Below are 13,978 nucleotides of genomic sequence, written 5' to 3'. Positions count from 1 at the left end.
GTTACCGTTCGGCGAACGGGGCCGGTATCCGAACGGGATGCCTCAGCTGATATCGGTGGGAACCACCCGCACGAGGTCGTCCGAACGGCGCGCCACCCCGATTCCGGCGGGCAGGAACACCGGCCCCTGACCGTGCCAGTCGGTCACCAGAGCGTCCAGGGCGACCACATGCCCATACGCCAGGGCCCCACCCGGCGCCCCCAGCTCCCGCGCCCACCGGTGCAGCGCCCGCCCCCGGATCGCCGGAAGCATCGCGGCCAGCGCCGCCGCCGACAGGCCCGCCCCGGAGCGCGCCGACTCCAGCGCCTGCGCCGACAACTCGTCGAGAGCCGCGTTGTCCGCCGCCACCAGCGCCGCGGTCCGGGCCAGATTGGGCAGCACCGCCGGGCCGAGGGCGTCGACCAGGGAGGGCAGCGCGGAGGCACGGACGCGCGACCGTGCGTACGCCGGATCGGTGTTGTGCGGATCCTCCCAGGGCGCCAGGCCCAGGGCGGCACACGCCTTCCGGGTGTCCGCCCGCGCCACCTCGAGCAGCGGCCGGCGGAAAACCCCGCGCCGCGCCGGCATCCCGGAGAGCCCGCGCGGGCCGGCGCCCCGGGCCATCGCCAGCAGGACCGTCTCGGCCTGGTCGTCGCGGGTGTGGCCGAGCAGCACCGCGGCGGCGCCCACCTCGGCGGCGGCCGCGTCGAGCGCCGCATAACGCGCCGTGCGGGCGGCGGCCTCCGGGCCACCGGGCAGCCCGGCCACCGAGACCGTCTCGATCCGCACCGGGTCCAGCCCCGCGTCGCGCGCCCATGCGGCCACCGACCGGGCACGCCGGTCGGAGCCCTCCTGCAGACCGTGGTCGACAGTGACCAGGCCGACACGGCGGCCACAGAACTGGGCCGCCGAAGCGAGTGCCAGAGAATCGGCTCCACCCGAGCAGGCCACCAGGATCAGCGCCTCCGCGGGAAGGTCGGCCAGGCCCCGGCGCACCGCCATGCGCACTGCCGCCACCGGCGGCGGGATCCTGGCCATGGTCAGCCGTGCACCCTCGCCACCCAGGCATCCGGGTCGCCGAGCTCGTCCAGGCGGGGCAGCGTCAGCGGGGACTCGAAGATCTTGTTGAAGCCGGCCATGCCGACCCGCTCGTGCACGCCGTGGACGAACTTGCGGCCCTCCGCGTACTGCCGCATCTTGACCTCGATGCCCAGCACCCGGCGCAGCGCCTTCTCCAGGGGGTTGCCGCCCTCCCGGCGCCGGTTGAATTTCGCCCGGATCGACTCGACCGACGGGATCACCTCGGGGCCGACCCCGTCCATGACGAACTCGGCGTGCCCCTCCAGCAGCGTCATCAGGGCGGTCAGCCGGTCCAGCACGGCACGCTGCGCCGGGGTCTGCACGATGTCCAGCACGGAGACCCGGCTCTCCTCGTCACGCAGCGCCTCGGAGAGCGTGGCCACGCCGCGGCGCAGCCGCTCCAGCACGTGCTCGCCGCCCTGCGAGGCGTCGACGAAGGCCTGCACCTCACCGAGGAAGTAACCACGCATCCACGGGACTGCGGTGAACTGTGTGCGGTGGGTCACCTCGTGAAGGCAGACCCAGAGCCGGAAGTCACGGGGATCGGCGTCGATCTTGCGCTCGACCTCGACGATGTTCGGCGCGTTCAGCAGGAGCTGGCCCGGGTCGCCGGAGAACACCTCATACTGCCCCAGCACGCGGCCGGACAGATACGCCAGCACCGTCCCGGCCTGCACCCCGGTCACCCGGGAGCCGATCGCGTCGACGAGCGGACTCGGCTCCTTGTCACCGGACAGCCGGGTGACGAGCGGGCCGATCACCCGCTGCAGGCCGGCGATGTTCACCCTCGCCCAATCGCGCCGGTCCACCACACGGACCGGCGGCACCTCGGTCTGCGAGGTCAAGCCGGTGTACGCCGCGACGTGCACCGCCGCCTCGTCGGTCAGTGCCCGCAGCTCGGACACCACCTGAGTGGCCTCCTCGAAGGAGACCGCGGGCCCCGATTTGGACAGCGCGCCCGCGGTTGCGGCGGCCAGATCCCAGTCAACGAACTGCGCCATGCAGCCCACCGTACCCGCGCGGTTCCAGACCGCACTCAGGTGAAACCCCGGATCAGCAGCCGCAGGCCACCAACCTGGCCGCCACCTCGTCGATGGCCGCCCGTGCCTTCGTGGCGTCCGCGCCACCCTTCGCCATGATCGCGAACGCCAGCACCCGCCGGTCCCTGGTGACCAGCACTCCGGCCAGGGTGTTGACGCCGCTCAGGGTGCCGGTCTTGGCTCGTACCACCCCCTGTGCCGTGGCGTTGCCGCTGGGCGTGGCGAACCGCGTCTCCAGGGTTCCGGACCAGCCGGCGACCGGCAGGCCGTTGAAGATGTTGCCGAGCGCGGGCTCCGAGCCGCCGGCCGCCAGCGCCAGCGTCTTCACCAGCAGCGTCGGGGTGATGCCGTTGCGGCTGGAGAGGCCGCTCGCGTCGTACAGCGTCGCCTGATCTCCCGGAAGTCCCAGATCGCGCAACCGGTCCCGCATCGCCTCGGCCGCGCCGGCGAAGCTCGCCTCCTTGCCGTCCGCGAGCGCCACCTGCCGCCCCAGCACCTCGGCCAGCACGTTGTCGCTCTGCTGCAGCATCCAGTCGACCACCTGCACCAGCGGCGGCGACTGCACCTTGCCCAGCTCGGCGCCGGGCGTCCAGGTCCCGGCCGGATCCGCCGACGGCGACCCGCCGGCCGGCGCCGTGCCCTTCTTCACCGACGTCTGCGAGGAGCCGATCATCCTGGCGAACAGCTTGCCCGCGGACAGCGCCGGATCGGTGTAGCGCGGATCCCCGCCGAACTCGTTGTGCACCGGCTCGATCCGGCCCGCGTTGGTCATCAGCGACTGGATCCGCGCCACCTGACCACCCGGCGACACGTCCCAGGCCTCCCAGCCGGGCGCCGTCTCCGGCCCCTCGAAGAGCGAGACGTCCACCACGACCCGGGTCGGCTCGACGTCGCCGAGCGCCGCCTTCACCTGCTCGGCCAGGTCGTCCAGCCGCGCCGCCCCCGGGAACAGGTCCCTGTCGTCCTCCTCGACGGCCAGCGTGGCGTCACCCCCGCCGATGATCACCACCTCCCCCGGGGTGCTGCCGGCCACCACCCGCGTCTCCAGCCGGTAGGCGGCCCCCCGCGCGGCCAGCACGGTCGCCGCGGTCAGCACCTTCGTGGTCGAGGCCGGCGTGGTCGGGCGCTCCGCGTTGCGCTCGTAGAGGATTGTGTCGCTCGCCACATCGAGTACCTGGATGTGCACGGTCGGGCCGAGCGCCGCCGCGTTGACCAGCGGATCCAGCGCCGTCCTGACCGCGGCGGCGTCCGGCGCGGCGCCGTCCGTCTCCGCGGCCACCAGAACCGGTGTGGGCGTCGGCTCGGGCGTGGCCGGCGCCGGGGCGGGCGTGGTCCGGTCCGGCTCACCGGCCAGCGCATCCAGCCACCCGTCAACCGGTCCGGGCCGCACGATCCCGACGAGACCGGCCAACACCGCAAAGATCAACACCAAGACGGCCCATCTGGTACGGGACCCGCGCCCCGTTCCCACCTCGGCCGCGATCGCGTCCCCACCGGTGGCGGCCGTACCGCCGGCCCAGGTCCGGGGGTCCGTGCTGGGCAGCGGCACACCCGCCCGTGCGCTGTTCGGCGACACGACCGCCCGGCCGTACTGCCCGCCTGCCTGCCCGGCCCCGGCCGCCTTGGCCGCCCCGCCGACTTGCGCTGCCCCGGCCGTTCCAGCGACCTTCGCGGACCCACTCGCCGCCGTTCCGGCCTGCGCCGCGCCACTCGCCGCCCCGCCGACCTTCGCCGACCCGCTCGCCGCGGCACCACTCGCCGCGACGCCACCGACCTTCGCGGCACCGCTGACCGCCCTGCCGGCCTGCGCCGCGCCACTCGCCGCCCCGCCGACCTTCGCCGACCCGCTCGCCGCGGCACCACTCGCCGCGACGCCACCGACCTTCGCGGCACCGCTGACCGCCCTGCCGGCCTGCGCCGCGCCACTCGTGGCGCCGCCAACCTTCGCAGCACCACTCGCTGCCGGACCGCCCGGCTGCGCCGGACCAGCCACCTTCGCAGCACCACTCGCCGCCGGACCGCCGGGCCGCGTCGTGCCCGGGGCCGATGCCTGACCGCCCGCCGGTGTTGAGCCGCTCGTCGTTGTGCCGATGATCTGGGTCGCATCCGCGGCCGGCGTGGAGCCCTTCGTTGTCGGCTGTCCAGCGGAGGCGGCACCCGTGCTCAGCGAGGTCGGCCTCGTCGCCCATGGCCCAGCGCCCTGACCGGCCGGCCCGCGGCTGGCAGTACGGCCTGTGTCCACCGGGCCTTGCAGACTGACCGTGCGGTCGAGATCCGTAGGAGGTTGCGGCTTGGCCGGACGGTTCAGGTCCGCCGGACGCGGCAGGCTCGCGGTGCGGTCCGGATCCACCGGACGCTGAAGTTTGGCCGTGCGATCCGGATCCACCGGACGCTGCAGACTGGCCGTGCGATCCGGATCAACTGATCCGGGGTTCGCCGGCCGACCCGCAGACTCGGACCGGTCGATCGTCGCGGTCTGGTCCGGATCGATCGCCTTCGCCTGCCCAGCGACCGGCTCACGACGGACGCCCGATTCAGACTGCCCAGCAGGCTGACCTGCCGGACCACGACCGGCACCAGGTTGAGTCTGCTTCGCGACCTGGCCTTCCGAGCCGCCCTGAGCTGTCCGGCCTGCCGAGCCACCCTGGACCGTCTGACCTGCCGAGCCGCCCTGAGCCGTCTGACCGGTAGTAGCCCCGCTTCCGACCTTGGCCGGACCGGACGCCTGGCCCTGAACCACCGCACGGCCGGCCCCGGCACCCGCTGCCGCTGCCCGCCCCGGCGCCGATGCCGCGCCGCCCTGAACCGAACCGGCTCGGGTAACCCCATGGCCCGGCACCGCGCCCGGCGCAGACCCCTGCCCAGAGACAGTGCCCTTGGCAACCTGCCCCTCGGCGGCGGAAGAATCACTGCCCTGGGTGCCCTTCTGCGGGCCGTCAGCCGTAGCCCCGTGTTGATCGCTCGCCGTCGCGCCCTTGCCAGGGCCGGTGACACGGCCGCTCAGGTCCGTCGGCCGACCAGCACTCGCTCCAGAGCCTTGCCCTGAGCCGGACTCGGCTGCTTTGCTCGGCCCGTCGCCGGGGACCGCGGAGCCGCCCGCACCTTGAGCGCCGGGACCGGCAGGCTCGGGAGAAGCGGCGGGTTCCGGCCCGGCTGCGGAAGAAGCGGATTCAGGTCCGCCAGCGGAAGCGGCGAATTCAGGTCCGCCAGCGGAAGAAGCGGGTTCCGGTCCGCCGGCGGAAGCGGCAGATTGTGGTGCGGCGGCGGACGCACTGATCGTCACGGACGGACCGGCCGACCCGGTTTCACGTGCCGTCCCCTGACCCGGTTGTCCACCAAGCCAGTTCCCGACCGGCCCGGGACCGCTCGGTGGATAGTGCCCGGCCCCGGCCACCCCCGGCGAGGCGACGCCCGACCCCGGCCGGTGTCCCGGCATCGATGCGGGACCCGCTCCAGGCAGGCTTCCCAGCATCGAGGCGGCACCTGCTCCGGACTGAGCCGTCGCGCCGGTGCCGAGACGCTCGATCTGAGGAGCGGGAGCCTGTCCCGGCACGGAAGGCATTCCGGCGATTCCTGTGGCGGATCCGGACTTTTGTCCTGATATGTGATTTTGTGCGGTAGAGGCCCGCGACGGCGCCGTACCAGCGGAAGCCGATTTCTCGCTCTGGAGAAATGTCAGCGGAAGCCGCCCCTGCGCGGGCCGGTTTCCGGCAGCGGACTGCCCCGCGGCAGGCGCCTCCGAATCGGTGGAAGCCGAAGCGGGCAGACCCGCCCCGGCCGAGGTGCGAGCGCCTGACACGCCTGAGTCGGCCGGCGCCGGGGCGGCAGAGGCCGAACCGGGGGCCGGGGCCGGCGGGTTCACCGGGACGGAATCGTCCTGCTGCCACGGGAAGGGGCGACGGACGTCACCCGTCGACGGGGGGACGGTTACACCGTCGAGCGATGGTTCCGCATCCGGTCGCGACGCATCCACTATGCCTGAATTGTCGGACAATGTCGGATTCGAGGGTGACGAATCGGTCGTCTTCTTAGCCTCTACGAGGTCTGGTTGCGAACCCGACACGCCGTGTTCCTCTGGACCGTCATGTGAATCTTGCCTCGTCACACGCCCCTCCTCGCCCGTGGCGTCAGACTTAGGGGAGACTAGCGACATCCGGCACACCGTTGCGCGCGGATCCTGCGGGCCCTGCTTCCATGCCCCGCTTCCCCGCCCGGCGGACCGGTCTATTCAAGCGGGCAAGCAAAGGGAGCGAACAATGGATTTCGACGTCTTGGTTGAGATCCCCAAGGGGCAGCGCAACAAGTACGAGGTGGACCACAAGACCGGACGTATCCGGCTGGACCGGACCCTCTTCACCGCGACACAGTATCCCGCGGACTACGGCTACATCGAGGGCACCCTCGGTCAGGACGGCGACCCCCTGGACGCTCTGGTGCTGATCCAGGAGCCGACCTTCCCCGGCTGCCTGGTGCGTGCCCGTGCGATCGGGATGTACCGGATGACCGACGAGAAGGGCCGCGACGACAAGGTCATCTGCGTCCCGTTCGAGGACCCGCGTCAGGAGCACCTGCGCGACATCCACCACCTGGGCGAGTTCGACCGCCTGGAGATCCAGCACTTCTTCCAGGTCTACAAGGACCTGGAGCCGGGCAAGTCGGTCGAGGGCGCCACCTGGGTCGGCCGGATCGAGGCGGAGAACGAGATCCGCGCCTCCTTCAAGCGCGAGGAGGCCGCTCAGGCCGAGGGAGAACACGAACACTGATCGCACGCTCCCGCGAACCGCTGACGACCGCACCTGCGAGCCCCCGGGCCCGCAGGTGCGGTCGTATTGCCACCGGCCGGTCTACGCGATGAGGGTCACAGGCCGGAGACGGCGCTGTACAGGCCGGTCACCGCACACGCGACCGGGATGACCGAGACGACGATCAGCGCGTCGACGATGTCGGCGGCCCGGCCCAGGTAGGGCGAGGGCGGCCGGTCCGCGTACCGCGCTCCGGCGACGACGGTGACCAGCGCGATCAGGACCGCACCGGCGATCACCGCGGGCAGGGCGTCGCCGGCCGCGGTGAGGAGGTCGACGCCGAGGGCGGCGCCGCCGGCGAGGCCCGCGGCGAGGACCGGCACCCGGTGCCGCCGGGTGACGAAGAGGCGGGAGCGCAGCAGCAGCGCCAGCGAGCTGACCGCGATCAGGGCCCGGGACGCGAGCGTCCCGGCGGTGGCGAGCACGGCGAAGGCGCCGATGGCCAGCACGGCGTGGCCGAGGAGCATGCCGGCGAGAAGCTCATCGGTACGGGCGACCGACGCGAACACCGCACCCCGCTCGGGGAGCCTGCGCACCGGGTCGGCGGCGGCCCGTGGCGTCTCGCCGGTGACCGACTCGGTGCCGGGCGGCAGCGCGACAGGCGGCAGCGGGGTACGCCCGAACCGGACCGCCAGCAGCGGAAGTATCCCGATCCCGCAGACCAGCGCCGAGATCAGGATCGCCGCGCCACCGGCGGCCGTGGTGAACAGACCGGTGGCGGCGGTGATCGCGCCGAGCAGCCCGGCCACGACGCCCGCGGTGAAGAATCTCGCGCCGGCGGCCACCCCGGCGCCGGCGAGCGCCGCCACGAGCAGGACCGCGACCGAGCCGGCGAGCAGTTCCGGCCCGCCCAGCCACGGGACGGGGCCGAGGACGCCGCCCCGCCCGTACGAGGTGATCAGCAGGGCGCCGCCGGCGAAGGCGTAGGGCAGCGCGTATCCACCGAGGGCGACACCGGCACGGGCGTCGCCGTAGGCTCGGGAGGCGACGGTCCCGACGAGAGTGAGCAGGATCGCCACGCCGAGGCCGACCACACCCGGGACACCGCCGGAGCCGGCCGCGAGCAGGGCCGGGATGCCGAGACCGAGGGGCACCGCGGCGGCGGCCAGGGTGGCCGTGCGGCTGGCGGCCGGGTCCCACACGCCGCCCCGCCGGCGGGCGCCCTCGGCGATGGCCTCGACCACGTCGTCGTACTCGAGTTCCGGCCACTCCTCGCCGGCCGGCACGAGGTGGAGCACTTCTCCGTCCCGTACCCCCTGGGGGTGTAGGCCTTGAGCGGTCGCCAGGGCGACGCCGTCGCCGCGCCGCAGCACCCACCCGCCGTGCCGCTCGCCCTCGTCGGCAAGGCCCTCGCCGGCGTGCCGCAGCACCTCGGGCAACAGCTCGGCGAGGGGCACCTGCTCCGGGAGGGCCACGTCGACCCGCCGTTGCGGCGCGCTGATGGTCACGCGGGCCAGACCGACGCTCACCTGCTAATCCTTCCGTTCGTCCACAGCCAGTGACGGAGGTTATCCACATCGCCCGGGACGAGGCTGCGGGATCGACGCGACTTTACCTAGAGTGGGCCGGTCGTGAAGTCCCGAGAGCTGGCGGGGCTGCCGGAGCCGGAGTCAAGGGGGCGGGATGGGCACCGTGATGATCAAGCGGGCGGCCCGTCGACCGGCTCCGGAGATCCCGGAGGGGCAGCTGACCGTCGAGCCGCCACCGGAGATCCCTGAGGCGACGGGTTCGCGCTGGCAGCAGTGGCTGATGGCGCTGCCGATGCTGGGCGGGACGATGGCCATGGCGATGATGATGGGCCAGGGGCGCGGGGGCGCGTACTCGTACGTCATCGGTGGTCTTTTCGGGGTGTCCTCGCTCGCCATGATGATGACCTCGTTCGGCGCCTCCGGGGCACCGCGCAAGGCGGAGATGATGGCCGCCCGCCGGGAGTATCTGCGGCATCTCGCCTCGCTGCGCAAACGGGTCCGGGAGACCGCGCGGATGCAGCGGCTCGGGCTGCTCTACCGGCATCCCGATCCGGACCGGCTGTGGTCGACCGCCGACAGCCACCGGGTGTGGGAGCGGCGTCCCGGTGATCCGGATTTCGGCGTGGTGCGGGTGGGTCTGGGGCCGCAGACGCTGGCGACGCCGCTGGTGCCGCCGGTGACGCGTCCGCTGGACGAGCTGGAGCCGATGACCGCGGGGGCGCTGCGCCGGTTCCTCGACGCGTATTCGGTGGTGCCCGATCTGCCGGTGGCGATGTCGCTGCGCGGGTTCGCCCGGGTGTTCGTGCGGGGTGACGCGCCGGGCGCGGAGGGGCCGCGGGCGCTGGTCCGGGCGGTGCTGACGCAACTGGCCGTCTTCCACGCCCCGGAGGATCTGGTGATCGCGGTGTGTGCGGGGCGGGAGGCCCGGCCGTACTGGGAGTGGGTGAAGTGGCTGCCGCACGCCCAGCATCCGGCGCTGACCGACGCCCTGGGCCCGGTCCGGCTGGTGGCCGGTGACGAGCCACGGCTGGCCGAGCTGCTGGAGCAGGTGATCGGGTCGCGGCCGCGGTTCCATCCCGGAGGCAGTGCCGGGAGCACACCGCACGTGCTGGTCGTGGTGGACGGCGCGGAGCCGGCGACCACCCGGCTGGACGACGCGCTCGACGGCCTGACCGTGCTCGACCTGGACACCATGCCGCCGCGCCTGCTGGATCGTTCGGCGCTGGTGCTGGAGGTCCGTACCGACGGTGTCCTCGGCACGTGGACGATGGATCACGAGAGTGAGGCGGGCCGCGCCGACGGCCTGACCGTGGAGGAGGCCGAGGCGGTGGCCCGGCGGCTGGCGCCGCTGCGGCTGGCGACCGCGCCGGACCCGGGCGGCGGCACTCCGGCCGCGATCGAGACCGGCCTGCCGGAGCTGCTGGGCATTCCCGATCCGGAGAACTTCTCGGTGGCGCGGGGCTGGCCGGCCCGGCCGCATCGGGATCGGCTGCGGGTGCCGATCGGCGTGAGCGACGACGGCATGCCGGTCGAGCTGGACCTGAAGGAGTCGGCGCAGGACGGCATGGGCCCGCACGGCCTGCTCGTCGGCGCGACCGGCTCGGGTAAGTCGGAGCTGCTGCGTACGCTCGTGCTGGCGCTCGCCGCCACGCACTCGTCGGAGATCCTCAACTTCGTTCTGATCGACTTCAAGGGCGGCGCCGCGTTCGCCGCCTGTGACCGGCTGCCGCACACCGCCGCGCTGGTCACCAACCTGGAGGATGCTCTGCCCCTGGTCGACCGGATGGCCGACGCGCTGGAGGGCGAGCTGAGCCGGCGGCAGGAGCTGCTGCGCAAGGCCGGCAACTACGCGGGGCAGTTCGACTACGAGAAGGCGCGGCTCGGCGGCGCGCCGCTGGCTCCGCTGCCCACGCTCTTCGTGGTCTGTGACGAGTTCACCGAGATGCTGGAGAAACGGCCGCACTTCATCGACATCTTCCTGCAGATCGGGCGGCTCGGGCGGTCGCTCGGCGTGCACCTGCTGCTGGCCAGTCAGCGGCTGGAGGACGGGCGGCTGCGGGGTCTGGACACGCACCTGTCGTACCGGATCGGTCTGCGGACCTTCTCGGCTCTGGAGTCGCGGGCGGTCCTCGGTGTTCCGGACGCGTATGAGCTGCCCCGGTCCCCCGGCAACGGGTACATGAAGTTCGGCACCGAGCCGCTGATCCGGTTCAAGGCCGCCTATGTGGGCGGGCCGGTGCGCCGATCCGGCCGGTCCGGTGGGCGCGCCGACCACGGTGGTGTGCAGGTGCTGCCGTGGACCACCCAGCACGTGGCGGCGCCGGCGTCCGCGCCGAAACCGGTGCAGGCCGACGAGGACGGGCCGAAACTGGCGGACGTCCTGATCGAGCGGATCATCGGGCAGGGGCCGCCGGCGCATCAGGTGTGGTTGCCGCCGCTGGACGAGTCGGCACTGCTCGACGAGCTTCTCGGTCCGGTCGGCGTCACCCCGGGCCGCGGGCTGACCTTCACCAATCCGGCGCTGCACAACCGGCTCCAGGTGCCGATCGCGGTCATCGACAAGCCGCGGGAGCAGGTCCGCGACCTGATGTGGCTGCAGCTGGCCGGCGCGGCCGGGCACGTCGCCGTGGTCGGTGGCACGCAGAGCGGCAAGTCGACGGCGCTGCGGACCCTGGTGTGCGGGCTGGCGCTCACCCACACCCCGGCCGAGGTGCAGATCTACTGCATGGACTTCGGTGGCGGCGGTCTCGGGACGCTGCGTGACCTGCCGCATGTGGGCGGGGTGTTCGCGCGGCTCGACGCGGAGGGGGTACGCCGTACCGTCGGCGAGATGATCACCCTGCTCGCCGAGCGGGAGGCCCGGTTCGCCGAGCTGGGCGTCGAGTCGATGGCGGCCTACCGCAGCCGGCGTGCGGGCGGTGGCAACGACCCCTTCGGCGATGTGTTCATCGTGGTCGACGGCTGGAGCACGATCCGCAAGGAGTTCGAGGAGCTGGAGCCGGTCCTCACCGACCTGGCCACGCGTGGTCTGTCGTACGGCATCCACCTGGTGGCCGCGACCTCCCGCTGGATGGACTTCCGGCCGGCGGTGCGGGACCTCTTCGGCTCCCGGCTCGAGCTGCGGCTCGGTGACCCGTCGGACTCGATCATCGCCCGGCGCGCGGCCGAGTCGGTGCCGGACGAGGCGCCCGGCCGCGGCATGATCCCGCACCCGGCCGACCGGGCCAAAGGCCTGCACCTGCTCACGGTCCGGCCCGAGGTGAGCTCGATCGGCGACACCCCGGCGCTGGTCAAGTCGATCGCGTCGGCCTGGGAGGGGCCGCTCGCGCCGCGGGTGCGCCTGCTGCCGGCCTCGGTGCCGTACACGTCGCTGGACGCCGAGCGGGGCAGCGGCCTGCGGATCCCGATCGGCATCGCCGAGGCGGACCTGCGGCCGGTCGAGATCGACTTCGCGACCGATCCGCACTTCCTGCTGTTCGGTGACGCCGAGTCGGGCAAGACGTCGTTCCTGCGGTCGATCGCGACGACGCTGACCCACCGGTTCCGGCCGGAGGAGTGCCGGATCATCCTGGTCGACTACCGGCGCAGCCTGATCGACCTGCCCGAGTCCGAACACCGCATCGGGTACGGCATGCAGGCCCAGCAGACACACGACCTGATCCTGTCCGCCGCCGGATACATGCAGCGGCGGCTGCCCGGCCCCGAGGTCACCGCCCGCGAGCTGCAGGAGCGCTCATGGTGGACGGGTCCGGAGCTGTTCGTCCTGGTCGACGACTACGACCTGGTGGTGGCCGGGCCGACGAACCCGTTGACCCCGCTCGTGGAGTACCTGCCGCAGGCCCGCGACATCGGGCTGCACCTGGTGCTGACCCGGCGTTCCGGCGGGGCGGGGCGGGCGCTCTACGAGCCGGTGATCCAGCGGCTGCGGGAGCTGTCGGCGCCCGGCCTGGTGCTGTCGGGCTCGCCGGAGGAGGGCGCGCTCATCGGGAGCGTCAAGCCGTACCCTCTGCCACCGGGCCGGGGACGTCTCGTCACGCGACGTGAGGGGACCCGGTTGATCCAGGTCGCCCATGTGCCGCCGTTCCGTGATGCGGGTAGATGAACAGACACCCGGTGCGATTGAGCGGAACGGACCGCAGCGACACGCCGGTACGAGGGAGTAATCTCCCTCCATCGACCGACGATGCGGCCCTGTGACCCCGCAGCGATTGACCGAAGCCACGACCGACCCGTTCTGGAGAATGGCGACGCCGACCGTGACCAGTGAGCATCGAAACCCGGCTGGACCGGTGGCGTGGGGCGGCGCCCTTCGGCGGTTCACGACATCGAGGCGCGGCGGGCGGCGTCTCGGCGCGGCCGCGCTGGCCGGCCTCATCGCGTTCGGCGTCCCCGTCGGGGCGGGCGCGGCCCCGCCGGTGGCCGAGCCGGTCCTCACCGGTGACGCGGTCCGGGCCGATCAGTGGCAGCTGGACGCGCTCCACCTCACCGAGGCGTGGAACTACTCCGACGGCGCCGGGGTGACGGTCGCGGTCATCGACTCCGGTGTGGATGCTCATCACGTCGACCTGGAGGGGCAGGTGCTGCCCGGCCTCGATCTGGTCGACCGCAAGGGCGACGGGGAGAGCGACCCGGTCGGTCACGGGACCACGGTGTCGGCGATCATCGCGGGCCGCAACGACGACCAGGCCGGTGTCACCGGCATCGCGCCGAAGGCGAAGATCCTGCCGGTCCGGGTGCTCGATGAGGACAATCGGTATGACGATGCGCTGATCGTGGCAAAAGGGCTGCGCTGGGCCGTCGACAACGGCGCCAAGGTGGTCAATCTGTCGCTCGGCGGCAGCGGCTCCAGCGCGACCCTCGCCGCGGCCATCGACTACGCGTTCGCCAAAGATGTCGTGGTGGTCGCCTGCACCGGCAACGCCACCGGCACGAGCACGTCGAAATCGTCGAACTACGGGGTGTGGTATCCCGCTCGTGAACCGGGTGTCATCGCTGTCGGGGGCACCGAGCGTAACGGCGAGGGCCTGTGGAGCGGCTCCATCCGGGGCAAGGAGACAGTGGTGACGGCGCCGGCGACCGATCTGGTCGGGGCACGGCCGCGCGGCTACTGGCGGGTGCAGGGCACGAGTTTCGCCGCGCCGATGGTGGCCGCGACGGCGGCGCTGATCCGTTCCCGCTGGCCGGACATGTCGGCGCCCGAGGTGGTCAACCGGATCATCCGGACGGCCTCGGATCGGGGCGCGCCCGGCCGCGACCCGGAGTTCGGCTTCGGAGTGATCGATCCGGTCAAGGCCCTCACCGCTGACGTTCCGTTCGTCACCGGCAATCCGCTCGACAACACGCCGCCGCCGGGGGTGGCCCGGTTCGGCAGTGCTCCGGCTTCCGGGCAGGCGCAGTCGGCGCCGCAGCAGAGCACCGAGCCGGCAGGCGCCGTCACCCCCGTTCCGGGCGGTAACACCGGCGGGTGGGCGGCGCCGACGAAACCCGAGCCGGAGGACGACTCACCGATGGCTCGGTGGATCGCGCTCGGCCTCTTCCTGCTGTCGGCGATCGCCGCCGGGATCACCATCCGGCGCTTCGCCGCGACGACCGGCTGACCCCGGTCCGG

Annotated in this window: 8 protein-coding genes; 4 read left to right on the top strand and 4 right to left on the bottom strand. The window is 72.9% G+C overall.

Annotated features, from left to right (window positions below):
* Positions 1 to 42 precede the first annotated feature (42 nt).
* The 3 genes from tilS to dacB are packed head-to-tail and all read right to left on the bottom strand — an operon-like array spanning position 43 to position 3,513.
* Positions 43 to 1,017: a tRNA lysidine(34) synthetase TilS gene (tilS, locus tag BM290_RS30725; protein WP_093619418.1), complete on the bottom strand. Its 975-nt coding sequence runs from the start codon at positions 1,015 to 1,017 to the stop codon at positions 43 to 45.
* Between the two features lie 2 nt (positions 1,018 to 1,019).
* Positions 1,020 to 2,060, bottom strand: coding sequence for a zinc-dependent metalloprotease (locus BM290_RS30720; protein ID WP_093619417.1), 1,041 nt, complete (start codon positions 2,058 to 2,060; stop codon positions 1,020 to 1,022).
* A gap of 52 nt (positions 2,061 to 2,112) precedes the next feature.
* The gene (dacB, locus tag BM290_RS50145) at positions 2,113 to 3,513 is read right to left on the bottom strand and encodes a D-alanyl-D-alanine carboxypeptidase/D-alanyl-D-alanine endopeptidase (RefSeq protein WP_093619416.1); all 1,401 of its coding nucleotides are present in this window, start codon (positions 3,511 to 3,513) and stop codon (positions 2,113 to 2,115) included.
* Positions 3,514 to 3,595: 82 nt separating this feature from the next.
* Between dacB and BM290_RS50140 the strand changes: the two genes are divergently transcribed.
* Complete coding sequence (locus BM290_RS50140; RefSeq protein ID WP_093619415.1) at positions 3,596 to 4,153, top strand: hypothetical protein; 558 nt, start codon at positions 3,596 to 3,598, stop codon at positions 4,151 to 4,153.
* Positions 4,154 to 6,355: 2,202 nt separating this feature from the next.
* Positions 6,356 to 6,862, top strand: coding sequence for an inorganic diphosphatase (locus BM290_RS30700; RefSeq protein ID WP_093619413.1), 507 nt, complete (start codon positions 6,356 to 6,358; stop codon positions 6,860 to 6,862).
* A 95-nt stretch (positions 6,863 to 6,957) separates the two neighbouring features.
* Here the strand turns inward: BM290_RS30700 and eccD are convergent, their stop codons facing one another.
* Positions 6,958 to 8,370: a type VII secretion integral membrane protein EccD gene (gene eccD, locus BM290_RS30695; RefSeq protein ID WP_093619412.1), complete on the bottom strand. Its 1,413-nt coding sequence runs from the start codon at positions 8,368 to 8,370 to the stop codon at positions 6,958 to 6,960.
* Between the two features lie 154 nt (positions 8,371 to 8,524).
* Between eccD and eccCa the strand changes: the two genes are divergently transcribed.
* Both eccCa and mycP read left to right on the top strand, forming a co-directional pair.
* A complete protein-coding gene (gene eccCa / locus BM290_RS30690; RefSeq protein ID WP_093619411.1) occupies positions 8,525 to 12,472 on the top strand; it encodes a type VII secretion protein EccCa in 3,948 nt (1,315 codons plus the stop codon).
* Between the two features lie 139 nt (positions 12,473 to 12,611).
* Positions 12,612 to 13,967 carry a type VII secretion-associated serine protease mycosin gene (gene mycP / locus BM290_RS30685; RefSeq protein WP_093619668.1) on the top strand — a complete coding sequence of 452 codons (1,356 nt, stop codon included), beginning with the start codon at positions 12,612 to 12,614 and terminating at the stop codon, positions 13,965 to 13,967.
* The last annotated feature ends 11 nt before the right edge of the window (positions 13,968 to 13,978 follow it).

Origin of the sequence: Actinoplanes philippinensis, assembly GCF_900113015.1 — a bacterium.
GTDB lineage: Bacteria > Actinomycetota > Actinomycetes > Mycobacteriales > Micromonosporaceae > Actinoplanes > Actinoplanes philippinensis.
The sequence above is the reverse complement of the archived record's forward strand: the minus strand, read 5'-3'. Positions and strand labels throughout refer to the sequence as shown.

What these genes read in the sequence shown, in the direction of transcription:
- tilS (WP_093619418.1), bottom strand. Translation starts at nt 1,017, where the DNA reads ATGGCCAGGATCCCGCCGCCGGTGGCGGCAGTGCGCATGGCGGTGCGC.
- BM290_RS30720 (WP_093619417.1), bottom strand. Translation starts at nt 2,060, where the DNA reads ATGGCGCAGTTCGTTGACTGGGATCTGGCCGCCGCAACCGCGGGCGCG.
- BM290_RS30700 (WP_093619413.1), top strand. Translation starts at nt 6,356, where the DNA reads ATGGATTTCGACGTCTTGGTTGAGATCCCCAAGGGGCAGCGCAACAAG.
- eccCa (WP_093619411.1), top strand. Translation starts at nt 8,525, where the DNA reads ATGGGCACCGTGATGATCAAGCGGGCGGCCCGTCGACCGGCTCCGGAG.
- mycP (WP_093619668.1), top strand. Translation starts at nt 12,612, where the DNA reads ATGGCGACGCCGACCGTGACCAGTGAGCATCGAAACCCGGCTGGACCG.